The organism is Flavobacterium sp. SM2513 (genome assembly GCF_050908145.1).
In the GTDB taxonomy this organism is placed as follows: domain Bacteria; phylum Bacteroidota; class Bacteroidia; order Flavobacteriales; family Flavobacteriaceae; genus Flavobacterium.
The window spans coordinates 3,740,080-3,762,500 of record NZ_CP194228.1; the positions used below are offsets into that span (position 1 = coordinate 3,740,080).

The following is a 22,421-nucleotide window of genomic DNA, read 5'->3' on the forward strand; positions in this document are numbered from 1 at the left end:
TGTAGATAAATTTCTACAAATATTCCTTAATAAAAATCATATCCTTTGTTTTTTGAATTTGTTTTTTCAATACTTTTACTATTATTAATCAATAAACCAAAAGTATATGAGTAGTCAAAATCAAATTAATGTAGAAATTCCTAAAGATGTTATCGATGAATCTGTTGCAGATTTACAAAAAGTTAGAACAAGATTGGCGCCTTACTTGCAAGGCCTTACCGTAAAACAACGAAAATCGATTTTTAAAATGGGTGATAAAACGGTTCCAACCGTGCAAAAAATTGATTCCTATGTTACTACTAACCCTGAATTTGTCCCCCCTTATATGAATGTGGAGGAATTTAGAAAAGATGTAGCCGTTGTAAATCAACTGGAAGAGGTATTTAATTTATCAGGACAAATTTACATGGATGTTAGTGATACGAGAATGTTAGCCGTTCATGAAGGTTTAATTAACGGAATGTTTTATTACGGAATGGTAAGAGAAGCATTCTCTAGAGGCGTTGCTTCTGCCAGAGCCATCTATGAAGACTTGCAAGCGCGGTTTTCTAGAGGGCCTTATAAACCACGAGCTAATAAAGAATAAACTATTTGTAAAAAAGCCTCTAATTAGAGGTTTTTTTTTGGACAAAAATTTTCAAACCCTTTAAAAATTCTTCTGAATATTTCGCTTGAAACTGAAATATTTGGGTTTCAGGCGAAATAGTTCACTCAAAACTGAAATATTCAGGTTCAAAGGTTCAAATTTCAAGTTGGAACTCGAAATTTCGAGTATGAAAGTGAAAATTCAGGTTATTAACATGAATATTCGAGTCCCGAGCCTGAAATTTGAGGTTAATAAGGTCCAATTTCGAGTTATGAGGTTAAATTTTCGAGGAGGGAGGCGAAAATTCGAGTTATGAAGGTGAAAATTGAAATTTTTATTAATAGAAAGCAATTTTGATAGTTTGTTAAAAAAATATTTATATTTATAAAAAAAATAATGCGCTATTGAGTAGCGTATTTACATCTATATTTGGGTGTGTTGGCGCTACTTTGTAGCGTGTATAAATAAGTTATATGCCATTTAAATGAAAATTGGCGAAAGAAGAACTTATATAATTTATACTTTCATAAAAAAAATTAAAAAATGAACACATTTTATGCAATTTCAGAAGAAGGACAAGAAGCAAATGAATTTGAAATTCCGTATTTTGGTAATGTAATGAGTCAAAATCAAATAAATGCTAGTGGTGGTTCGATTCAGATTAATAAAGTATTTAAAACGGCTACTGACCGAGAGTACGATATGAAGTTTCGAAAGGTAATGTATTCTCTAAAACCAATTTATAAAGTTCCTCTATTTTTGGATTATCACTTGGAAAGATATTTAGGAAATCCAACTGAATTTCTTTCTCAAATAAATTACACTATTTTACCCTTAGTTGAACGTGGTAATCGTAACTCTTATGCAAAAATAATTCAAGATTGGCTCGATGTTAAGAATCCTAAATCTGAGTCAAAAAGTTATACAATTTCAACAGGTGACATAAATGCACCATTCCAAATTCAGCAAGATTCAAATTACTCAAGTCAAGTACAGAAAATAAAACAAGCGAAAGAAAGTGTAAATGAATTGTTCTCATTAATTAGGAAAGATATTGAGAAATTAGACAAGGATATTCGTGAAGATTTTGAGTTAGAAATGAATTATGCAGTTAAGCAACTTTCAAAAGAAAAAGACATTCAACCTCAATTGTTAAGTATAGGAGAACTTATAAAAAATGTGGGATTACCAATATTCACGGGACTAACTTCGTCTGGAATATTTGAAATGATAAAACCGTTTATCGTAAAATAGAAACGGCATATAACAGCCATTTTGATATAGCTGGAATTTAGTGGAATTACCGTTTCGCATCAAGTTTTCGTTAAGCCGAAAATGGAGCGGTTACGAACTTCCAGCCATCTCAAAGTGGCAAAACGTTATCAAAGATTTAAAAAAACAGAAGGAGAAATCAATATCTAAAATAGAATGAAGAAAATATTATTTTTAATTGTCTTAAGCCAATTGAGTTGCAAATCACAAACAGATTGTCCAGAAGGAATAAATTTACTACCAATGTATGGAGAAGTAAAAAAATGTGAACAACAAATTGAATGGGATAACGAATTTATTATAGAATCTGAAAAGCAATTCAAAGACAGAAAAAAAGCATCTGAATACTATGTGTCAAAAGGCTGGGAATATTTCTATAAAGATGATAATGATACATCTATGAAACGATTTAATCAGGCTTGGCTTTTAGACAAAACAAATCCACAAGTCTATTGGGGTTTTGGAAACCTTTTAGGTAAAAAAAATGAATTCGAAAAATCGGTCAAATACTTGCAGAAATCAATCGAATTAGAGCCAAACAACGCTAAAGTTTACGAATGTATGTCAACGAGTTACGGACAAATATTTTTCAAAACAAAAGATATTAAATACTTAAACCTAACCATTGAGAGCTTAAAAAAAGAGATAAAAATTGAACCCAAAAATGGAAGAGCATTTGGTCAATTAGCAAGTTCGTATGCTTATTTAATGCAAAAAGATAGTTTAGTAAAATACATAAAAAAAACTGATGAAATAGATTCTAAATTTGTTAATCCTGAAGTAAGAGAAATCGCGAAAAAGAAATAAACGTATGCCAACAGCTGTTTTGATATAGCTGGAATTTAGTGGAATTGCCGTTTCGCATCAAGTTTTCGTTAAACCGAAAATGGAGCAGTTACGAACTTCCAGCCATCTCAAAGTGGCATAACGTAATGCACAAGTTTATGAGAACACTTATAATAGCCATTTTGTTTTTAAGTTTGAACTCTTGCCAAAAGCATGACGGTTCGAAAAAAGACAGCGTAAAAAAATTACAAAAGCCACTTGATAAGTTTGAAAAAACTGAACTTCAAGTTTTGGAAGAAAATAATGTCGGAAAAGAATTTATATATGATTTCACTCATAATACTGACTGTAATAAATCTAAAATCAAATATCTCGGTATAGCCAACGTTTCAAACATAGAATATAAAATAATGACCAGTTTTTTGGTAATTGGAGAAAGTTGCAGAGGTTCGAGTTCAATTATAATATATGATTTAGAAAACAACTATTTCGGAGAATATCCAGTTGGACTGCCTGCAGATTTGCCTGATGAATTAAAAGAAGATAAGTTACTCTTTTCGCAAAAAGATACTCAATGTTCCCGAAGAAAAAATTTTACAATTAGTCTCGAAAAAGAATTACCTAAAGAAATATTCATTCCGTGTACAGAAAGTGGCGGTGATTTATATTCGTTGGTAACTGAAAAATAAACCTGTGCACAACAGCTAGGATTTCGTCGCGGCTGTAAGTCGAACAATGAATCCTGTGTCGAACTGCCTGTCCCGATTTTTATCGGGAGAACCGATTACATGTCGTCCACTCTTATCGAGTTATCGTAAAGCGTTTTGAAGAATAGGAAGAGGATTCAACTGCAAGCTGTGCGAAATTTCCCAACGTCTTATAAACACAAAAAAAAACACCGAACAATGTCCGGTGTCTATTATAAATCTATTTTTACTTAAGCAGGAATTTCTTTCAATAAGTCTGAATCAATACATCCGTTGGAATATTCAACTGTTCATGAAGTTGCCGAATCATTTCCAGAGAAAGTTTTCTTTTGCGATTTAAAATCTCACTTGCACGACTTTTCAATCCTACAATATTGGCTAAATCCTTTTGATTATAACCCAATTGCTCCATTCTGAATTTTATTGCTTCAATAGGGTCAGGCAAACCAATAGGGAAATTTTCATTTTCATATTGGTCAATTAGAATGCCTAATACTTCCAATTCATCCCCTTCAGGCGAATTTAGTTTTGCGTCAAAAATCACTTCAAGTCGTTCAAGAGCTTGGTTATAATCGTTTTCTGTTTTTATAGGTTTAATATTCATAGCACTTAAATTTGATTAATTTAAATAAGGTATCGAAAACCTCCAATGTAGCGTAAATATAAAAAAAAACACCGAACAAAGTCCGGTGTCTATTTTCTATACTCTATATTCTTTATTCTCAAATTAAAAAACCTCGCTAGCTTCTTTAAGTTTCTCCATATTATTCACCAACTGCAATTCGTCAATCAATTTCTGGATTTTACCATTCATCACACCATCCATATCAAAAACATCCATACCAACTCTATGGTCCGTAACACGTCCTTGCGAATAATTATAAGTACGAATCTTTGCAGAACGGTCGCCCGAGCTTACTTGCGAAGTACGTTTAACCGCATCTTCCGCTTGTTTTTTGGCCAATTCTTGTTCGTATAAACGAGAACGTAAAACACCAAAAGCTTTGTCCTTATTCTTATGTTGCGATTTCTGGTCCTGACATTGAGCCACTAATCCCGTAGGAATATGCGTCAATCGAACCGCCGATTTCGTAGTATTTACCGATTGTCCACCAGGTCCTGACGAACAAAAGAAATCTACCCGAACATCATTCATATCAATTTGCACATCAAACTCTTCCGCTTCTGGCAAAACCATCACCGTCGCTGCCGAAGTATGCACCCGACCTTGCGTTTCCGTTTGAGGAACACGTTGAACACGGTGAACACCGGCTTCAAACTTCAAAGTTCCGTAAACATCCTCACCTGATACTTCAAAAATCACCTCTTTAAAACCACCAGAAGTTCCCTCATTCATATCCACAACCGAAGTTCTCCAACCTTTAGCTTCGCAATATTTGGTATACATTCTAAATAAATCTCCTGCAAAAATACTCGCTTCATCCCCACCGGTTCCGGCACGAATTTCCACCATTACATTCTTCGCATCTTCGGCATCTTTAGGAATCAACATGAACTTGATTTCCTCTTCTAACTCAGGAATACGGTCCTTTGCTTCATCAAGTTGCATTTTCGCCATTTCCGTCATATCGGCATCACTTCCGTCGGCAATAATTTCGTTTGCCTCGTCAATATTTGCCATCAAAAGGACATACTCGTCACGCTTTTCAGCCAACGCTTTCAAATCCTTATATTCCTTATTTAATTGTACATAACGCTTTTGGTCCGAAATAACTTCCGGCTGAATAATCAAATCCGAAATCTCGTCAAAACGTTGCTTTACTATCTGAAGTCTATCTAACATAGTTCAATCCCTTTATTTTGGTGGGCAAATTTACAAAAAATAATTTTAGTTTCTACCCAGATGTTAAAGTCTACTTTAATATCAATTTTCAGGAGCTATTTCCAGCTATCCGTTACAATCTTTCGTTTTTTAAAGAAAAAAACGAAAGGATTTCCACTTCTATCTGGGCTAGGGTTTCAGGGATTTTCATCAACTTTCAGGGTTTATTGATTATCAGGTTTCTTAACTCCGACAAAGCTTCAAACGCTATCGGAGTCGTTGGAGACACCAATGGTGACTTTGCCTGAAGATTGTTGTTTTAGCTCTGCCAGAAATTATGCTGGTTTAGCTCATGAGATTCAGGTAGTTTTATTAGATTTATTTTAAAGTAGTGGACACGGATTTCAAATCTGCGCTAATACGTACTTTCTCATTAAGGGTCGTTTGTCCTACACGTATTTGCGTTAGTTGTAGCCTAAAAACCCATTGGACAGAATCCGAAGGGTTATAAATACTTGTAGCAAAATATAGAATTAAAGGGAATTTGTGTATAAAAGGGATAAAAGTGTATATTTGATTAATAATGCAGGACATTTATCATACAAAGGCAGTTGAATAGGCAGGATTGTGTTGGATATATAAGTAGCTACAGTTAAACCAAAAAATGAACGAATTAACTAAAATTGGAAAAAAAAGAACGATACTAATTTCAATAAGTATTTTATTAGTTTCAATTCACACCATATACTTTTATCATTCTGTAAGGCCGGATGTTGAGTCAAAAAAACTTATTCAACAAATAATGAGATTTTTATTAACAATTGGACTTTTAATAATGGTTTATAATGGAAAGAATTGGGCGAAAATTGTTTCGATAGTTTTATTTTCTTTGGCACTTTTAGGAGCATTAGTTGCTCTAGGAACTTTAGAAACGCCTTTGATAAACAAAGTTCCTTTAATAGTTATGATTTTAATTTATACAATGGCAATTTATCATTTTGGGTTTGCTCACAGTTTTAAAGAGTTTTTTATATATCAAAATTCTAAAACCCAATAGCGCAAATTTGTATTCCATACCCAGTCCAAAAAACTATGAAATGGAAGTTTATGTATTGAATAGTTTTGAAAATTAGAAAATTCAATTTAGTATGAGACTTGAGTTTAATAAAAACGTTACCAGCACAACTACAAATGAAACTTTTAAACAATAAAAAATATGGAATACCAATAGTTATTCTTTTTGTCTTTTTTATGTTTTATAAACCTGGTGTTTGTTTTATGATACTTGGTTCTTTGGTTGCAATAATGAATATGTACTATTGGATTTTAATTTCGGATATTCACAAAAACGGCATTGCTACTGTTGGAAAAATAGTAAGCTACGAATCCGATTCGGATGGACATAAAGCGCCGGTAATCAAATTTATTTGTAAAAATGGAATGCACATTCTGACAAAGCCGTTCTATTACGCCTCAACCGATTTTAGTAAAATACGGAGCTATAAAAACAATATTGATAGTCCGATTGATATCTTTTACAACCCAAAGTATCCCGAAAGATTTATTATCGAAAAAGAAAAACATTTTAATAGTTTCAGTTTAATCTTTACAACATTAGTTGGATTAATATTTCTAACATTTGGAATCTGCAATATTATAGGATTTATTACTTTTGAATTTTAAAGTAACAACCGTCAGTAAAAAAAGCTTCATTATTTCTTACCAAGAAACAATGAAGCTTTTTATCATTTAATACGAAAAGCAAATAGAGTTTAGCTATTGCTTATGCTCCGCCAAATAATTAGCCAATACTTTATCTACTAATTCTTCCTTAGTCAAGTGGTGGAAAATTGTCTTAATCTGGTGTTTTACATCTTCGGGAACCTCGCGGTTGGGTTTGGTTTTAAATACTTTCTTTGCCCAAACTAACGTGTTGTTCCATTGCAAATCTTCGGCGTTGCTTTTCTTAACGGGTTTGAATTGAATACTAAGTTCTTTTTCAAAACCAGCAATTTCTGCTACTTCTTCTTCTTGAATAATAGTCATCGAAAGCCCTTTGGCCCCTGCTCTACCCGTTCTTCCGCTGCGGTGTACGTAAGCTTCGTGCGTGTCGGGCAAATGATAATTTACTACGTAAGCCAATTCTTTGACGTCAATTCCTCGTGCCACTAAATCCGTTGCTACAAGGGTATCAATGTGTCCTTCGCGAAACTGCTCCATGATGCGGTCGCGAATCCCTTGAGACAAACTACCGTGCAAAGCGCCTGATGATATCTTACGAATGGCTAAGTTTTTAGCCAACTTATTAACTGCTGCTTTGGTTTTGCAAAAAATAATTCCTCTCCCGCCTGCTTGTTGGTTCAAGAAATGCAAAAGCACGTCTAGTTTCTCAATTGGGTCAACAACAATATAATGATGGTCAATTCCTTCGTGACCCACCGTTGCCATATCTGATTGAACAGAAATCACGTTCTTCGACATGTAATTGTGTACAATTTCCTTTAACTCTCCGGGCATTGTAGCACTAAACAAAAGTGTTCTTCGATTTTTAGGAAGTGCTTTCAGAATCGGCATCAAGTCTTCTTTCAAAGCTTGAAACATTTCATCGGCTTCGTCTAAAACTATGTTTTTTAATGTGGAAATATCCAGTGCTTTTTTCTCTAGTAAGTCGAGCAATCTCCCGGGAGTTGCCACAACAATATGCGTTGTAGCTTGCAATGAAGCTACTTGTGCTTTAAGTGGGCTACCTCCTGAAAGCAACACGATGGATACTTCGGGCAATTGGGTTGCAAATGCTACAAGGTTGTTATATATCTGTTGGCTCAACTCACGTGTGGGCGACAAAATAAGGGTTTGAATGCTGTTGTTAGTAACGTCTACAGTTTGCAATAAAGGCAATCCGAAGGCGGCTGTCTTTCCCGTTCCTGTTTTGGCAAGAGCCACAACATCTTCTTTTTGATTAAGAATAATCGGGATAACTTTTTCCTGAATATCAGTGGCTACCGTGATTTTTAAATCTTTTAAAGCATGTTGAAGTTGGGAATTGATTCCGAGTTGGGATAAAAGTGCAGACATAATTATTTTTTTACAAAGATAGATACAGTTTTTGTGAAACGCTTTGTAATAAGGTATAAATAGATTATTTATTTAGATGTGATTGTTTTCGAAATGCCTTACTCCCTTTTTTAATAAAATCCAACAAAGAAAGGAACATTAAAGTGCTAAGTTTTATTCCTAAAAAAGACAAAGCCACTTATAAAAGTGGCTTTGTCAAGGAATATATAGAGGGTTGTTAGTTTATTTTTGTACGAGTTCTCTCGTAAGCCAGCCGCTTCTTCCCGCTGTTGCAATAGCATAAGGTGCAATCCAAAAGAGACCAAAAGTATACAAGACGCTGTAAGAGTAAGCCCACAAGGATTCTGCAGCACTGTGTTTTTTTTGCATAAAACAACACTGGAAAACTGGAAACAACTAGTATTCCTAAAAGTGTTGAACTTAAAAATAGTAACGGATGCACTACGATGAAAAACAACATGAATAATAAAAAAGGATACGTCATCACTATGGTTAAGAACTGGTTTAAGAAAAGAAATCTCGCTCCTACTTTAGACCCGCTTCGGAAATTCGTAAATACATATTTAGCCATTACTAAATTTTCACGAACGTTGCTTCTTCCCCATCTGATAAACATTTTGTACAAGCCTCGGTATTTCTCTGGAACGTCAGTCAACACAAGTGCGTTTCTTTGAAAAAGTACTTTCTTTCCTTGTTTCAATATCATGTTGGTCATGGCTCGGTCTTCACCAATATCAGAAGGTTGTCCCATAAACTTTTGGTTAATCCATTCCGGTAAACATTCAAATACAGCAGATGCTTTGTAGGCAGCTAAAGCACCTGGAGTACACAATACCGATCCTACTTGGCTTTCAGCGGAACGAACAAATTCAAAACTCATTACGAAACTTACGTTAAGCATTTTTGGTAATATGGCATTTGTATTGTTCAATACGCGAACGTTTCCAGCAACTGCTCCACAATTTTCGTCTACTACAAATGGGCTTACCATATTTCGTAACGTGTCCGGCTTAATGATTGAATCACTGTCGATCGTAACAAATATTTCACCGGTTGCTAGATTGAATCCTCTGTATAAGGCATGTCTCTTTCCTTTATTTTGTGGTTGCTGGTAAATGAATACTCGGTCACCTAATTCTTTTTTAGCTTTTAACATCCAATCCCAAGTATCATCTTTACTACCATCGTCTATTGCTAGAATTTGTAATTTGTGGTGTGGAAAATCGCTGTTGGCAATACTCAACAATGTCTGCCATACTAATTTTCCTTCATTATAAGCCGGCACGATTACCGTACAAGCTGGCAATAATTCATCACTTACAGATTCAATTGGTTTGTATTGAAAATACAAGTAAACATTGTAAATCAGGAATAAAACTTTAAAAAGCAATAATGCGATAGTAATTCCAAGAAAACCAAGTCCTACTGGGGAATTTATTCTACTTTCGTTAAAACTGTAGAATTCGGGTTGTAAATAATATACTAAAGCCGCACCTCCTAAAAGTAATAACAGTGTGGATGCCAGTACAATTCGGTTAGCCAAAACTTTCTGTGTAGTCTTGGTATTTGATGCTGCATTAATTTGCTTAAAGTTGGCTTCATTTTGCTCTTTAGCAAAGATGGATTGTTGTGTATTTAGTGTTTCTGTTTTCATCTTGAGGGAACTTAAAAATTTCAATTTGTTTTCAAAACAGAATAGGCAATCCTTGTTCCAATTTAATTTACACTTAAAAATCAACAGTATACCGTTTTTATAGTTTAGTAAAAGTGTGTAATAATTACCCAAACAATCACACATACCTCACATTACACACATTTTACTTTTGCAAATTGTAGAAACCAACAGAACTTTATATATCTATGGAAGAATTTATAAGTATTTTCATATATTTGGCGCTTCACAGCATATGGAAAAACTATTTTTACAGTATAAATCGGAATTGTTTCTCGCAATATGTGTGCTCGTTCTGATCTACTTTGTATATCATCTGACGTTACATATTTCGAAAACCATCAAACGGAAGCTCTTTATCAACGCCACCGAGAAGGCAATGCTCAAAGCGAATGATGAACTTGCGGAAATTAAAGCAGAAGTTATCGCAGAGATTTCAACCGTTTACAACCAAGAACTGGCAGAAGACGTTTCCAAGAATAAGATTTGGATTGGGATGCCACGAAACTTACTTTTACTAGCCAAGGGCGTTCCTGACGAAGTGAAGAATAGTTCCTATAAGGACACCGCCATTCAGAAATGTTATTATGGAGTTTATAGAACACTCCTTAATAATACCCGATACAAACTTGAAGTAACACTAGAAAATGATGAAGTTGTAAGCTGGACCGACCTTTAAAATTGGGTTTTCCTTCTAAAAGCTACTTAATTATAGCCCCTTACTATGTTTCAAAAGAATTATTATACTATTTTGGGTGTCCAAAAAGAGGCTACTCCAGAGGAAATAAAACAAGCCTACCGCAAACTCTCGTTGAAATTTCATCCTGACAAGAATGAAGGCGATGTGTTTTTTGAAGAAATGTTTAAAAACATGTGCGAAGCATATGAAATCTTGTCGGATAGTTCAAAACGTGCAGTATTTGACTTTACGGTAGAACACATCAGTGAGTTGTTTCAAAATAAAGTTAACATAACAGGCAATCCGACACCGCAAACACCTGAAAGACCCACCCAAGAAGCAAGAGAACGAAAGGAAAGAACCACCGTTAACGACGAAAAGATAAATGCGTTATCTGCAATCTACTTTGAGAAAAGCAAAGTAGCTGTTACAAAGAAAAATGCTTATATAAGAGCTGGAAATTCCACAAAATCAAAACACATCACCCCATCGAAGCTTGTAGGCATGTTTTTCGTAGTGCTGATTTCCTTCTTAGTTTTGAAATTAGAGGTTCACAATTACATCATCCAGAAAACCCAAGGTTTGGAGTTTGTAAAAACCCATTTCAGTCAGAACAGGTAAGTTTTTTTACTTTGAAAAAGCGTGCACGTAATTAAAAACGCGCTAAACTATTTCTTCAACAAATACCTAATCACCGTTTCAGCAGCATACAAACCGAAAAGTCCAGGCATGTAACTGTTCGTCCCGTAAAAGGATTTCTTGTAATTCTTTCCATCTGTTTTCTTCAAACTGTGTTCGTCTTGAATCTCTGTTGAAAAAACAACTTTCACACCTTTATCAATTTTCACTTCCTTTAATCGTTTCCGAATAACACGTGCCAAGAAACAACTTTTGCTGTTACTAATATCAGAAACCTGTACTTTTGAAGCTTCCATTTTTCCACCGGCACCCATGCAACTGATAATTTTGACGTGTTTACGTTTAGCAGCTACAATCAAGTTGAACTTTGGCGTTACGCTATCAATGCAGTCTAAAACATAATCAAATTCATCAGAGACAACTTCAAACGCTCGTTCTGGTGATAGGAATTCTTGTACGCGAGTGAGTTGCAATTCCGGATTGATGTCCATCAAACGGTTTCCTACAATTTCTATTTTGGCTTGACCAACAGTGGAATGTAAAGCAGGTAATTGCCGGTTGATATTGGTAATATCCACGACGTCCCCGTCTACAATGGTCATTTTTCCTACACCTGCTCGTGCAAGAAATTCGGCAGCGAAAGAGCCTACGCCACCTAAACCTACCACTAAAACATTTGATTTTTGCAATTTCAGCAAGCCTTCTTCTTTAAATAAAAGTTCCGCTCGTTCAGTCCATTCTGCCATTTTTAAAAACGGTATTAAAATTTGTAGTTACTATTTGTTGCAAAGTTACAACATCTGTATTTTTATATTTCGCTGCTAAAGCATATACTTGCTCAATTCCTTCTTCAATTGTATCTGTTTCGAGAAAAAAACGCTCATTCGGAATACTTTTAAAGACCGATTCCAATTCAGGATTCTTGATTAAGTATTTTCCAAAAGAAAGGTAAAAACCTTGCTTTAATAATTGTTGTGCCAGTTGTTCGTTTTTTGAAAAGCCATGAATAACCATCGGAACGGAAATATTTAGCTTCTGTTTTAAAGCAATCAATTCTTGAAACGCTGCCACACAATGAATGATTACAGGCATTTGGTATTTTTCTGCCAATAAAAGTTGGGCTTCAAAAACGTTCAATTGGATGTCGATAGATGTTTGGCGGCGTTTGTCTAAGCCACATTCACCCAATGCCAAACAATTGGGTAGTTGTAGTTTTGTCTCTATAATTTTGAGTTCCTCTTCCAGCATTTCTTCGTTGATATACCAAGGATGTATTCCGATGGAAAAGTGGGTAGCAGTTGCATCAAACGAAGTTGGATACTGATTTACAATGTCCAAAACAGCTGCTTTATTGCTGCTTGAATGGGTATGGATGTTGATGAATTTCATTAGTCGTGAAACTTTTTTACACCGGCTTTAATTTCCTTCGTCAGATCGTTTTCTAGGGGAACAAGCGGACAAGAGTACTTGTAGTTGTAAGCACAATACGGATTGTAGGCTTGATTGAAATCAATGATAATGGTTTTACCTTTTGGGATTTTCATGTCTATATACCTTCCTCCAATATAGGTTTCTTTACCTGATGTTAAATCTGAAAATGGCAAAAATAGATAATCTTTAAAGCCTTTACGTTTACTCAATTCTATGTTTTGATACACATTAAGTTCGAATTTTTCTCCATTTAATGAAAACGAAATAACTCCATATTTCACATACAGTGGAGCGCGTTCGGTCGTAGTTTTCATTTCAAACGCCTTTTCATTTTTGGCTCTTACAAAAGTAGCTTCCACAATAAAATTCGAGTCAATTGGAAAGAAGTCAAGTTCTTTAAATTTCAAACGGTCTTCTTCTGTTAGTGGCGATTTATCTGCATCAGCAAACTCTTCGTTCAAATTCTTTTGAAATGATTCAGCGGTTACTTTCTGTTGAGCAAATGAAAATAGCGATAGGAAAAGTAATAAACTGGTGAGTGATTTCTGCATTGAATGTATTTTTTTGTAAAAATAACAAATTTATTTATGGTGAAATCCGTTTAGTGAAGTCAATTTTTAAGAACTTTACGGCATATAATTTCAACCGAATGTTTCAAAACGCAGTTCGCAACTACATCAATAACTTTAAAGGCTTTTCAAGAGAAGTTTGGATTTTAACCCTAATCACGTTCATTAATCGAGCGGGAACTATGGTTTTGCCTTTTTTATCGAAATATTTAAAAGAAGATTTACACTTTTCCTACAGTCAAGTAGGCTGGATAATGGTTTGTTTTGGTTTAGGTTCCATGTTGGGTTCTTGGTTGGGTGGAAAATTATCCGACAAAATTGGATTTTATAAAATAATGGTATTCAGTTTATTTACCAGTGGCTTGCTGTTTTTTGGTTTGCAATACATCACGAGTTTCTATACGTTATGTTTTGCGATATTTATCATCATGGCGGTTGCCGATATGTTTCGTCCAGCAATGTTTGTGTCGCTTGGCACCTATGCACGACCTGAAAACAGAGCTCGCGCCTTTACTTTAGTCCGACTAGCAATTAATCTGGGGTTTGCTGCAGGACCGGCTTTGGGAGGTTTGATAATTATGGGAATGGGGTATCATGGACTTTTTTGGGTCGATGGATTCTCGTGCATTTTTGCCATAAGTATATTTGCACTTTTGGTAAAAGAGAAAAAATCAACGTTAAAAAGTATTGACCCAATGGATAATCTGGCGGTTCAATCGGTTTTTAAAGACCGTATTTTCTGGGTTTTCTTGTTTGTAAGCTTTATTTCGGCATTGTTGTTTTTCCAAATTTTTACCACGTTACCTATTTATCATTCAGAAAAATACGGCATGACTGAATTTCAAACCGGATTATTGATGACGATGAACGGCATACTCATTTTTATTTTTGAAATGCCCATTGTAAGTTTATTTGAAAGTAAAAGAACCAATAAATTGAAACTGATTTTAGTGGGATGCTTGATGATGACGTTTAGTTTTTATGTATTACTCTGGGATACTTTTGCGGGAATTTTAATTATCAGTATGATTTTAATGACTTTTGGAGAAATCTTCATCTTTCCATTCTCCAATTCATTTGCTTTATCACGTGCTCCAAAAGGACACGAAGGACGGTATATGGCTTTGTTTACGATGAGTTTTAGTTTGGCACATATTGGAAGTTCTAAAACGGGAATGGATTTAATTGCACATTTTGGATATAAGACGAATTGGATTGTAATGGGGACCTTGGGCGTTGTAGCAACAATAGCTTGTATTTATCTTTTGAATTTGTATCGGAAAGAGAAAGATGGAGTTGCCGCGATAAGATAGTTCGTAATCTAACTCTTAAATTTAGAACATTTTTCAAGTGTGAACTGTATCTAATTTCAGAATAAATTTGAAGCAGTATTCAGTTCCAGTATTTTTTATTTTACTGCTAAAATAATACTAAAAGTAGGTAAAAATCTACAAGCGTAATTCTATAATATGTTAATAAGTCGCTATTTTTGTATCCCTCTATTAAAGTTTCTTGAATTGTAATTAAATACAGGTATAATTTTGTCGATTACCAATACATCTCGGTCCCAAGTAATTTCGAAATTCATAGCGAGTCCGAAGGCAACTGCTTTTTGGATAGGTATACTTTTACTAATTGTCTCCGGATTTCTAATCAACTTGCGACACGAATATAGTAAACAGCAACATGCACTTGAAATGTCGTCGTTACTGAATGCAGCTCATAAAAATTTAGAACAAATATTAAAAGCTTCTTACAACAGTAACCTTGCTGTAGGAATGACTATTAATGACAAGGGAATTGCAGAAGATTTTGATAAAGTTGCAGCAGATATTATTCGTCTCAATCCTATTATTGACATTATTGAATTACTTCCTAATGGTGTTATAAAATACGTCTATCCTTTAAAAACAAATGAAAGCGTTGTAGATTACAACATTTTAGAAAATCCCGAAATTGCGGCAGAAGCCCAAAAAGCTATCGAACGAAAATCAGTTTATTTTGCAGGTCCATTTGAGCTAAAACAGGGTGGACAAGCAATTGCAGGAAGGTATCCGATCTATATTAAAGATAAATTCTGGGGCTTTTCGGCAGTATTGATTCGTTTTGATAACTTAATGAATGCGGCTGGAATTTACTCCCTTAAAAATCCCAACTACTATTATCAGTTTTCTAAAATTAGTCCGATAACTAATAAAAAGGAATTTTTCTTGAGCCAATCTACGGACTTGGACGGCAAGATTTATCAAGAAATTTTGATTCCTGATGGCGAATGGACTTTATACATAGTCGATAAAGTAAGCGACCCCTATTATTTGTCAGACTTACTTCCCTATTTAATTATTTGCTTCCTTATTGTCTTAATTATACCCTACTTTATTTACAGTATTTTAAAAAGACCACAAGAATTGGCATTAATTAATTCGCTCCAGGAGAAGAAAATGCAAAGCTCTGATGCTAAATTTCAAGTAATATTTAATAAAACTTCCATTGCAATCGCTCAAATTAATTATGAAAATCAGCTACTACTTGAAGTCAATCCGCAATTTTGTAAATTAATTTCGGGAACCGTTGAGAAATTAACGGGGAAATCTTTCCTTGAACTGGTGCATCCTGAAGATGTTGAACTTTTTAGCAAAACTGTAACTATCACAAATTCTATTTTTAATAAAAGTACATCCGTAATTGTGCGACTCAAAAATTACAATGAAGGATACATTTGGACTCAAATCGTTCCTTCAGCAATGCTGGATGAAAATAAAAGCAAAAAAACTTTAATTCTAGCCATTGAAAACATTTCAGAGCGAAAAATTGCCGAGGAGAAGTTAATTCAAAGTGAACTGCAGTATAAAAGTCTCTTTCATGAATCACCAATACCACTTTGGGAAGAAGATGGTTCGCTGGTAAAAGAATCTTTCATACAACTTGGCTTAATGGATAAAAGTCGGGATTATGTTCAAAATTTTTTAGTAAGCAACCAATCTATTCTATTTGAAATCATTTCAAAGATAAAAGTGATTAGTGTCAACCAAGAATGCCTTAATTTATATAACGCTAAGGATAAGAACGAATTGGTCGCTTATTTTATGAGTTCCATGAAATTGTCTCCAACCGATTCAATTATTGAAATGCTTGTTGATATTAGTCAAGGTCATAAAAAAGGAAAAACACAAGGAAAGGTTTTTTTTCCAGATGGAACACAACGGGTTTATGCAATGACTTGGAACATAGTTGCGGGATATGAAGAAAGTTTTGCTCGTTTTATTATTTCGACGGAAGACATTACCAATCAAATTAGTGCTCAGAAATTAATTATAGACTCTGAACAAAAACTGCAATCCTTGATTAATTCAATTGATGGTATTGTTTGGGAATCGGACGGGAAAACAAATAAATTTAGTTTTGTAAGCGCTCAAGCCGAGGCCATTTTGGGTTATACAACTGATGAGTGGTTGAACAACGAAAATTTTTGGGAAGAAAAAATTCATGAAGATGATCGCGAAATGACAGTTGCTTTTAGAAATGAAAATATCAAGAGATTCAACCATTTCAATTCAGAATACCGTGTTATTGCGAAGAACAATTCCGTAGTGTGGCTTCGCAATATTGTGAATGTAGAGCGTCTGGAGAACAATACCATAATTCTGAAAGGAATAATGATTGACATTACGCAAATCAAAGAGAATGAAAAAGACTTGAACAAATCCTTAGAAATGGTGACGGAACAAAATAAGCGTTTGCTGAATTTTTCTTATATCGTTTCGCACAATTTACGTTCACATACAAGTAACATCCAATCACTTGCCATATTAATTAAGGAATCTGAAGATGAGGAGGAAAAACGTAAATTAATTCAACTTATCGACACGGTTTCTAATGATTTAAATGAGACCATCATTAACTTGAACGAGGTAATTAATATAAGAAAGAATGTAAATCTAAATGTTCAAAATTTAAAACTAGTTCAGTTTGTACTAAAAACACTAGATGTTATCAGCGAAGAAATTCGAACTAAAAACATCAAAATTTTAGGTAAAATTCCACCAGATACTTTAATTACTTACAACAGGGCTTACTTACAAAGTATTCTGATTAACATTATTTCCAATTCTGTGAGATACTGTAAACGAAACGATAATGACCGTTTTATCAAATTCAATTATTATGAAGATGCTGAATTTTCAGTACTTGAAATTGAAGATAATGGTATCGGAATCAACATGAATCGATATAAAGACAAAGTTTTTGGACTTTATAAAACATTCAGCAATAACAAGGATGCGAAGGGAATTGGCTTGTTTATTACTAAAAACCAAGTGGAAGCTATGGGAGGTAAAATCGAAATTCAGAGTGAATTAAACAAAGGAACAATAGTGCGAATTTACTTCAAAAACTAGCGTTTATAGTTGGCTTCGTAGGTTTCAATCCATTGCTTCACCGAAATTTTTCTACATAATTCTGCTACTAATTCGTAGGGGATTTGGTCTACTTTCTTAAAGCGAATGCAACTTTTTCCCATATCAAGTTTGGTTTTGCAATGATTGGGATATTCATTCTGAAACCATTGTAAAAGCTTTTCATCCGCATAAATTCCCATGTGGTATAAATTGATAGAATTTTTTTGAGAAGCTAGAGAAATAAAAGGCAAAGGTAACTTTGGGTCACAATGATAGCCTGCGGGATAAATAGAATGAGGCACAGAATAGCACAACATACCATATCCCATATGTTCCTGAAACCCTTCTGGTAGATTTTCTAAAATAATTTCCTGTAATTTACGAACAGGATTTTTTCTGTCTTCCGGTAGCGATTCGATATACTCTTTTGGGTGTAAAACGTTGGACTGCATTGCAAACTTTTTAGTTAAACTCGATGATAATCAGGCAGCCAATTTACAATATTTTTTTTAATAGCATTACCGCTCATTTTTTCTGAAACCGCTTTCTGAACCAAATTAGGCAATTCAGCATCTGAAGCAAATCGTAGTGCGAAAAGTTGGCTGTCATTGAGTAAATTTTCCATCGCTTCAAAACGTGTTCCTGTAATTACAAAATAACGGTAACGCAATTCTTGGCGAACGATTCTATTTTGCAAAACCAAAGCATAATGTTGACGTAACATAAAAGCAAGCCAACCTATTATAAGAATGATTGCACTAATAAAAAGCCATATCTTCTGATTGTTTTCATCAGTTACTGCATAATAGACGGAACTAGTTAATAATAACAATACAATTGGATAAAATACAAAATGGTGAGGTGGGTAAAAGCGAACGTGATTTTTATTATTTTGCATGGCCATAATTTTTTTATTTGAAAGTTAAGCCTTTTAATAAAACTTTGATCATCACCAACTCTTAAACTTCCGATAGATTTTTTAACAAACTTTGGCAGAACATTAATAAATATCCATTTTATGTGCCATTTAAAAATATTAATTTTAAGCATTAATAAATATAAACACACAAAATTTTCAAGCTATGAAAAAGAAAGTCGCCATTTTGGCAACAGACGGATTTGAAGAAAGTGAATTAAAATCACCTAAGGAGTATTTGGAAGAACAGGGATGGACTGCCGACATTGTAAGTTTAAACCCAGGAAAAATAAAAGCCTGGAACGACGGAAATTGGAGCAATGAATACGAAGTTACAACTACAGTAAATGAAGCCAATCCAAATGATTATGATGCTTTAGTATTACCTGGAGGAGTAATCAACCCAGACCTTTTACGTCGTGAAGAAAAAGCGGTAAATTTTGTCAAAGCTTTTTTTCAAGCAAAAAAACCGGTTGCCGCTATTTGCCACGGTCCTCAAATTTTAGTAGATGCTGATGTATTAAAAGGACGAAAAATAACATCCTTTATATCTGTAAAAAATGATTTAAAAAATGCTGGAGCGCTATGGGAAGATTCAGAAGTGGTAGTAGACAATGGTTTAGTTACAAGCAGAAATCCTAATGACTTACCAGCTTTTAACAAAAAAATGGTTGAAGAAATAAAAGAAGGTGTTCACAACCGATAATATTTTGCAACTATAACAATACTTTTTATTACTTTTAAGGCTTTACTACTATAATGAGTAAAGCCTTATTTTTATACTTACAAACTTAAAATATATTCTATGAAAAACAAGACACTTCTATTCATTACACTTTTTTCTATGCAAATAATGTTCTCGCAGCTAAAACAAGTTACGTATTCCGATCTAAATCAAAAATTAAGCGGTTTTGGAATTTTAGCTAAAACACCTTCCGTAAATAAACCCGGAATTCTAATATTACCCGCTTGGAAAGGTATTGATGAGCATTCAAAACAAGTTGCACAACAACTTTCAGATTTGAATTACACCGCATTTATAGCCGATATCTATGGCGAAGGCAATTATCCAACCAATGCTCAAGAAGCTGGTACTAAATCAGGATATTATAAAACTAATTTTTTAGAATACCAAAAACGAATTCAATTGGCTTTAGAACAACTCATTATTCTAGGTGCAAATCCCGATAATATTGTAGTAATTGGCTACTGTTTTGGAGGAACAGGTGTTTTAGAAGCGGCAAGAGCAAACATGAACTTTAAAGGTGTAGTCTCTTTTCACGGAGGTTTGCAACGCGATGTTACACGATTTGTAAATACAATTACGCCGAAAGTTCTAGTGCTTCACGGAGCCGATGACCCCTATGTTTCCAATGAATCCATTACAAATTTTCAAAACGAAATGCGAAATGCAAAAGCAGACTGGCAAATGATTTATTATGCCGATGCGGTTCATGCATTTACAGAAATTACAGCAGGAAACGACAATTCAAAAGGAGCGGCATATAATGAAAAGGCAGATAAACGCTCGTGGGAACACATGAAACTATTTTTAAAAGAGGTTTTAAAATAATTGGTCCTATTCAAATTAAATTTTTGTAGTTTTAAAACTTTAATAACTTCAGATGGGAAAAACTCATATTAGGAACGACAAAACGTGTTTGAATTGTTATCATGTCGTTGAAAAGCGGTTTTGTGGAAATTGTGGTCAAGAAAACATTGATACTCGCAAAACATTTCACCACTTATTCATTCACTTTTTTGAGGATTTAACCCATTATGAAAACGCATTTTGGAAAACTATTAAAAATCTGTTGTTTAAACCTGCTGCTTTATCTAGAGAATATTTGTCTGGAAAGCGAATGTCTTATTTGGCTCCTGTTCGACTGTATATATTTATAAGTTTTGTCACATTCTTTTTAATTGCAGTAATTCCTTCGAGTACTGGCACATTGGAACTGGACTTAAACGACAAAGTTGAAACTACAGAAACTGTTGGAACTTCTGTTTCGTCAGAAGAAAAAAAGTTAGATGAATTATTGAATAGAAGTGGACTTACGCAATCAGAAAAAGATACGCTACGCAATAATTTTGTGAAGAAAGAATTTTCAACAAAAAACTCTTCTGCTTTTGGGTATAAATCTGTGAAGGAATTTGACTCACTTCAAAAATACGGAAGTGAGGACGATAAAGTGCCTGTGATTTTCCATAAATACATCAAGAATTCCATAGCAAATTCTGAAAAATATTCGGCTTTGGAAATTAAAGACAAACTGTTTGAATCTATTTTTCACAATTTTCCAAAAGTTTTACTGATTTACATGCCACTTTTTGCGTTCTTTCTTTGGGCTTTTCACAGCAAGAAAAAATGGTATTATTTTGATCATGGCATTTTTACATTACACTACTTTTCATTTTTACTTCTTATTTCGCTGGTGCTAATTTTAACCGGAAGAGTTCTAGAGCTATTTGACAGCTATAAAATTTTTACTTATATCGAAACAGTTCTAGATTTCATAGGAATCATCTGGATGATTTATTACTTCTTTCCAGCCCACCATCGTTTTTATGGCGAAACAAGAACAGTGTCATTTTTAAAAAGTCTGGTGCTCTTCTTTCTAAATGTAATTTTCATGACACTATTGTCTATATTATTTTTTATTTACAGCTTTATAACTATCCATTAATATGAAAAAAATACTAATCTTCTTAAGTTTTACACTGTTCTTAAATTGTGGTCATCCCAAATCAAAAATGACAAAGCCTATAGATTATGGTACCGTTGATATAACAAAATATTTAAACACCATAACTGCTGCTGAACTTTCAAAACATCTGTACATAGTTGCAGCAGATTCAATGCAAGGACGAGATACAGGAAGTGAAGGCCAAAAGAAAGCGGGGAGGTATTTGATTTCAGAATATAAGAAAATGCAGATATCTTTTCCTACAGGGGCAACTTCGTTTTATCAAAAAGTACCGTCTGCATTCATGAAAAGAAATTACAGTCCGACCCCAAATGATTCTGAAAACATATGGACCTTCATTGAAGGTTCTGAAAAACCAAATGAAATATTAGTAATTTCTGCACATTATGACCATGTCGGCACCAAAAATGGTGACATATACAATGGGGCTGATGATGATGGCTCCGGAACAGTAGCTTTACTTGAAATTGCGCAAGCCTTTAAAAAAGCTAAAGAAGATGGCTACGGCCCAAAGCGTTCTATTTTATTTTTACATGTAACCGCTGAAGAAAAAGGATTACATGGTTCTCGATATTATTCAGAAAATCCCTTATTCCCATTAAAAAATACGATTGCAAACATCAATATTGATATGATTGGACGTCGCGACACACTTCATCCAAATACAAATAATTATATTTACGTTATTGGTTCTGACCGATTATCAACAGACTTACATAAAATTAATGAAGACGCTAATGCAAAATACACCAAGTTAAATTTAGATTATAAGTACAACGACATCAATGACCCTGAACGAATTTATTACCGTTCTGACCATTATAATTTTGCCAAAAATGGAGTTCCTTCTATTTTTTATTTTAATGGTGTTCACGATGATTACCATCAACCCGGCGATACTCCTGACAAAATTGAATATGATGCATTAGCAAAAAGAGCTCAGCTTGCTTTTGCGACTGCATGGGAATTAGCCAATAGAAAAGACAGACCCGTCGTAGACAAAAGCGGTAAGTAAAACTTAATACATAGAAACAATTAGTGTCTGTCAGAAATAAAATATTCTTTCTTTAAAATTATTTTGTTCTAACAGACATCTATTTATTACAGCTTATTTTTTGTAGAGCACTCCTATTCACCGACCTCTCTCTACCATTTCGGTTATATTTATCATAACAAACTCCTACAAATTTTCTTTTCATTT

The 22,421-nt window shown here is 34.1% G+C and carries 22 protein-coding genes and 1 pseudogene; 14 read left to right on the forward strand and 9 right to left on the reverse strand.

Features of this window, described 5'->3' with window-relative positions; translation table 11 throughout:
- Positions 1 to 106 precede the first annotated feature (106 nt).
- The 4 genes from ACQ5J2_RS16010 to ACQ5J2_RS16025 all read left to right on the forward strand — a co-directional run bounded on the left by ACQ5J2_RS16010 (position 107) and on the right by ACQ5J2_RS16025 (position 3,333).
- A complete protein-coding gene (locus ACQ5J2_RS16010; protein ID WP_432671475.1) occupies positions 107 to 586 on the forward strand; it encodes a hypothetical protein in 480 nt (159 codons plus the stop codon).
- A 543-nt stretch (positions 587 to 1,129) separates the two neighbouring features.
- Positions 1,130 to 1,840 carry a hypothetical protein gene (locus ACQ5J2_RS16015; protein WP_432671476.1) on the forward strand — a complete coding sequence of 237 codons (711 nt, stop codon included), beginning with the start codon at positions 1,130 to 1,132 and terminating at the stop codon, positions 1,838 to 1,840.
- Positions 1,841 to 2,014: 174 nt separating this feature from the next.
- Positions 2,015 to 2,665 (forward strand): tetratricopeptide repeat protein, encoded by a 651-nt coding sequence (locus ACQ5J2_RS16020; RefSeq protein ID WP_432671478.1) that lies wholly within the window; start codon positions 2,015 to 2,017, stop codon positions 2,663 to 2,665.
- Positions 2,666 to 2,802: 137 nt separating this feature from the next.
- The gene (locus ACQ5J2_RS16025; protein WP_432671480.1) at positions 2,803 to 3,333 is read left to right on the forward strand and encodes a hypothetical protein; all 531 of its coding nucleotides are present in this window, start codon (positions 2,803 to 2,805) and stop codon (positions 3,331 to 3,333) included.
- A gap of 265 nt (positions 3,334 to 3,598) precedes the next feature.
- Here the strand turns inward: ACQ5J2_RS16025 and ACQ5J2_RS16030 are convergent, their stop codons facing one another.
- Positions 3,599 to 3,955 carry a helix-turn-helix domain-containing protein gene (locus ACQ5J2_RS16030; protein WP_432671482.1) on the reverse strand — a complete coding sequence of 119 codons (357 nt, stop codon included), beginning with the start codon at positions 3,953 to 3,955 and terminating at the stop codon, positions 3,599 to 3,601.
- A 123-nt stretch (positions 3,956 to 4,078) separates the two neighbouring features.
- The gene (gene prfA, locus ACQ5J2_RS16035; protein WP_432671484.1) at positions 4,079 to 5,155 is read right to left on the reverse strand and encodes a peptide chain release factor 1; all 1,077 of its coding nucleotides are present in this window, start codon (positions 5,153 to 5,155) and stop codon (positions 4,079 to 4,081) included.
- A gap of 643 nt (positions 5,156 to 5,798) precedes the next feature.
- Between prfA and ACQ5J2_RS16040 the strand changes: the two genes are divergently transcribed.
- Both ACQ5J2_RS16040 and ACQ5J2_RS16045 read left to right on the forward strand, forming a co-directional pair.
- A complete protein-coding gene (locus tag ACQ5J2_RS16040; protein WP_432671485.1) occupies positions 5,799 to 6,191 on the forward strand; it encodes a hypothetical protein in 393 nt (130 codons plus the stop codon).
- Between the two features lie 221 nt (positions 6,192 to 6,412).
- Positions 6,413 to 6,817, forward strand: coding sequence for a DUF3592 domain-containing protein (locus ACQ5J2_RS16045; protein ID WP_432671486.1), 405 nt, complete (start codon positions 6,413 to 6,415; stop codon positions 6,815 to 6,817).
- Positions 6,818 to 6,910: 93 nt separating this feature from the next.
- Here the strand turns inward: ACQ5J2_RS16045 and ACQ5J2_RS16050 are convergent, their stop codons facing one another.
- Positions 6,911 to 8,209 (reverse strand): DEAD/DEAH box helicase, encoded by a 1,299-nt coding sequence (locus tag ACQ5J2_RS16050; RefSeq protein ID WP_432671487.1) that lies wholly within the window; start codon positions 8,207 to 8,209, stop codon positions 6,911 to 6,913.
- Between the two features lie 222 nt (positions 8,210 to 8,431).
- A pseudogene (locus tag ACQ5J2_RS16055) lies at positions 8,432 to 9,863 on the reverse strand (glycosyltransferase).
- A gap of 304 nt (positions 9,864 to 10,167) precedes the next feature.
- On the opposite strand from ACQ5J2_RS16055, the gene ACQ5J2_RS16060 reads away from it, so the two are divergent.
- Positions 10,168 to 10,560 carry a hypothetical protein gene (locus tag ACQ5J2_RS16060; RefSeq protein ID WP_432671489.1) on the forward strand — a complete coding sequence of 131 codons (393 nt, stop codon included), beginning with the start codon at positions 10,168 to 10,170 and terminating at the stop codon, positions 10,558 to 10,560.
- Positions 10,561 to 10,605: 45 nt separating this feature from the next.
- A complete protein-coding gene (locus tag ACQ5J2_RS16065; RefSeq protein ID WP_432671490.1) occupies positions 10,606 to 11,181 on the forward strand; it encodes a J domain-containing protein in 576 nt (191 codons plus the stop codon).
- 47 nt (positions 11,182 to 11,228) lie between these two features.
- On the opposite strand, the gene ACQ5J2_RS16070 is transcribed toward ACQ5J2_RS16065, so the two are convergent.
- From ACQ5J2_RS16070 to ACQ5J2_RS16080, 3 genes are read right to left on the reverse strand one after another with little or no spacing between them, the layout of a single operon-like run.
- Positions 11,229 to 11,945 (reverse strand): tRNA threonylcarbamoyladenosine dehydratase, encoded by a 717-nt coding sequence (locus ACQ5J2_RS16070; protein WP_432671491.1) that lies wholly within the window; start codon positions 11,943 to 11,945, stop codon positions 11,229 to 11,231.
- Complete coding sequence (locus ACQ5J2_RS16075; protein WP_432671493.1) at positions 11,929 to 12,588, reverse strand: TatD family hydrolase; 660 nt, start codon at positions 12,586 to 12,588, stop codon at positions 11,929 to 11,931. Before ACQ5J2_RS16075 ends, ACQ5J2_RS16070 begins: the two co-directional genes overlap by 17 nt.
- Positions 12,588 to 13,181, reverse strand: a complete 594-nt coding sequence (locus ACQ5J2_RS16080) for a DUF1684 domain-containing protein (protein WP_432671494.1) — start codon at positions 13,179 to 13,181, stop codon at positions 12,588 to 12,590. The genes ACQ5J2_RS16075 and ACQ5J2_RS16080 overlap by 1 nt, the downstream gene beginning before the upstream one ends.
- A 98-nt stretch (positions 13,182 to 13,279) precedes the next feature.
- On the opposite strand from ACQ5J2_RS16080, the gene ACQ5J2_RS16085 reads away from it, so the two are divergent.
- On the forward strand, positions 13,280 to 14,512 hold the full coding sequence (locus ACQ5J2_RS16085) for an MDR family MFS transporter (protein ID WP_432671495.1): 1,233 nt from the start codon (positions 13,280 to 13,282) through the stop codon (positions 14,510 to 14,512).
- A 228-nt stretch (positions 14,513 to 14,740) separates the two neighbouring features.
- Complete coding sequence (locus ACQ5J2_RS16090; protein ID WP_432671496.1) at positions 14,741 to 17,596, forward strand: PAS domain-containing protein; 2,856 nt, start codon at positions 14,741 to 14,743, stop codon at positions 17,594 to 17,596.
- On the opposite strand, the gene ACQ5J2_RS16095 is transcribed toward ACQ5J2_RS16090, so the two are convergent.
- Together ACQ5J2_RS16095 and ACQ5J2_RS16100 are read right to left on the reverse strand one after the other, a co-directional pair.
- A complete protein-coding gene (locus ACQ5J2_RS16095) occupies positions 17,593 to 18,048 on the reverse strand; it encodes a DUF1801 domain-containing protein (protein WP_432671497.1) in 456 nt (151 codons plus the stop codon). The genes ACQ5J2_RS16090 and ACQ5J2_RS16095 overlap by 4 nt on opposite strands.
- 14 nt (positions 18,049 to 18,062) lie before the next feature.
- Positions 18,063 to 18,494: a DUF6526 family protein gene (locus ACQ5J2_RS16100; RefSeq protein WP_432671499.1), complete on the reverse strand. Its 432-nt coding sequence runs from the start codon at positions 18,492 to 18,494 to the stop codon at positions 18,063 to 18,065.
- A 184-nt stretch (positions 18,495 to 18,678) separates the two neighbouring features.
- On the opposite strand from ACQ5J2_RS16100, the gene ACQ5J2_RS16105 reads away from it, so the two are divergent.
- The 4 genes from ACQ5J2_RS16105 (at position 18,679) to ACQ5J2_RS16120 (ending at position 22,235) form a co-directional block, all read left to right on the forward strand.
- Positions 18,679 to 19,218 carry a type 1 glutamine amidotransferase domain-containing protein gene (locus ACQ5J2_RS16105; protein ID WP_432671501.1) on the forward strand — a complete coding sequence of 180 codons (540 nt, stop codon included), beginning with the start codon at positions 18,679 to 18,681 and terminating at the stop codon, positions 19,216 to 19,218.
- A 99-nt stretch (positions 19,219 to 19,317) separates the two neighbouring features.
- Entirely contained in the window at positions 19,318 to 20,085 is a 768-nt protein-coding gene (locus ACQ5J2_RS16110) for a dienelactone hydrolase family protein (RefSeq protein WP_432671502.1), read from the forward strand.
- Between the two features lie 52 nt (positions 20,086 to 20,137).
- A complete protein-coding gene (locus tag ACQ5J2_RS16115; RefSeq protein ID WP_432671504.1) occupies positions 20,138 to 21,199 on the forward strand; it encodes a DUF3667 domain-containing protein in 1,062 nt (353 codons plus the stop codon).
- A 1-nt stretch (position 21,200) separates the two neighbouring features.
- On the forward strand, positions 21,201 to 22,235 hold the full coding sequence (locus ACQ5J2_RS16120) for a M28 family metallopeptidase (protein WP_432671506.1): 1,035 nt from the start codon (positions 21,201 to 21,203) through the stop codon (positions 22,233 to 22,235).
- The last annotated feature ends 186 nt before the right edge of the window (positions 22,236 to 22,421 follow it).

Excerpts from the sequence above, each read along its gene's own strand:
- ACQ5J2_RS16040 (WP_432671485.1), top strand. The coding sequence starts at position 5,799 with ATGAACGAATTAACTAAAATTGGAAAAAAAAGAACGATACTAATTTCA.
- ACQ5J2_RS16015 (WP_432671476.1), top strand. The coding sequence starts at position 1,130 with ATGAACACATTTTATGCAATTTCAGAAGAAGGACAAGAAGCAAATGAA.
- prfA (WP_432671484.1), bottom strand. The coding sequence starts at position 5,155 with ATGTTAGATAGACTTCAGATAGTAAAGCAACGTTTTGACGAGATTTCG.
- ACQ5J2_RS16010 (WP_432671475.1), top strand. The coding sequence starts at position 107 with ATGAGTAGTCAAAATCAAATTAATGTAGAAATTCCTAAAGATGTTATC.
- ACQ5J2_RS16100 (WP_432671499.1), bottom strand. The coding sequence starts at position 18,494 with ATGCAAAATAATAAAAATCACGTTCGCTTTTACCCACCTCACCATTTT.
- ACQ5J2_RS16045 (WP_432671486.1), top strand. The coding sequence starts at position 6,413 with ATGATACTTGGTTCTTTGGTTGCAATAATGAATATGTACTATTGGATT.
- ACQ5J2_RS16120 (WP_432671506.1), top strand. The coding sequence starts at position 21,201 with ATGAAAAAAATACTAATCTTCTTAAGTTTTACACTGTTCTTAAATTGT.
- ACQ5J2_RS16115 (WP_432671504.1), top strand. The coding sequence starts at position 20,138 with ATGGGAAAAACTCATATTAGGAACGACAAAACGTGTTTGAATTGTTAT.
- ACQ5J2_RS16050 (WP_432671487.1), bottom strand. The coding sequence starts at position 8,209 with ATGTCTGCACTTTTATCCCAACTCGGAATCAATTCCCAACTTCAACAT.
- ACQ5J2_RS16095 (WP_432671497.1), bottom strand. The coding sequence starts at position 18,048 with ATGCAGTCCAACGTTTTACACCCAAAAGAGTATATCGAATCGCTACCG.
- ACQ5J2_RS16105 (WP_432671501.1), top strand. The coding sequence starts at position 18,679 with ATGAAAAAGAAAGTCGCCATTTTGGCAACAGACGGATTTGAAGAAAGT.
- ACQ5J2_RS16075 (WP_432671493.1), bottom strand. The coding sequence starts at position 12,588 with ATGAAATTCATCAACATCCATACCCATTCAAGCAGCAATAAAGCAGCT.
- ACQ5J2_RS16025 (WP_432671480.1), top strand. The coding sequence starts at position 2,803 with ATGAGAACACTTATAATAGCCATTTTGTTTTTAAGTTTGAACTCTTGC.
- ACQ5J2_RS16070 (WP_432671491.1), bottom strand. The coding sequence starts at position 11,945 with ATGGCAGAATGGACTGAACGAGCGGAACTTTTATTTAAAGAAGAAGGC.
- ACQ5J2_RS16065 (WP_432671490.1), top strand. The coding sequence starts at position 10,606 with ATGTTTCAAAAGAATTATTATACTATTTTGGGTGTCCAAAAAGAGGCT.
- ACQ5J2_RS16020 (WP_432671478.1), top strand. The coding sequence starts at position 2,015 with ATGAAGAAAATATTATTTTTAATTGTCTTAAGCCAATTGAGTTGCAAA.
- ACQ5J2_RS16085 (WP_432671495.1), top strand. The coding sequence starts at position 13,280 with ATGTTTCAAAACGCAGTTCGCAACTACATCAATAACTTTAAAGGCTTT.
- ACQ5J2_RS16030 (WP_432671482.1), bottom strand. The coding sequence starts at position 3,955 with ATGAATATTAAACCTATAAAAACAGAAAACGATTATAACCAAGCTCTT.
- ACQ5J2_RS16110 (WP_432671502.1), top strand. The coding sequence starts at position 19,318 with ATGAAAAACAAGACACTTCTATTCATTACACTTTTTTCTATGCAAATA.
- ACQ5J2_RS16080 (WP_432671494.1), bottom strand. The coding sequence starts at position 13,181 with ATGCAGAAATCACTCACCAGTTTATTACTTTTCCTATCGCTATTTTCA.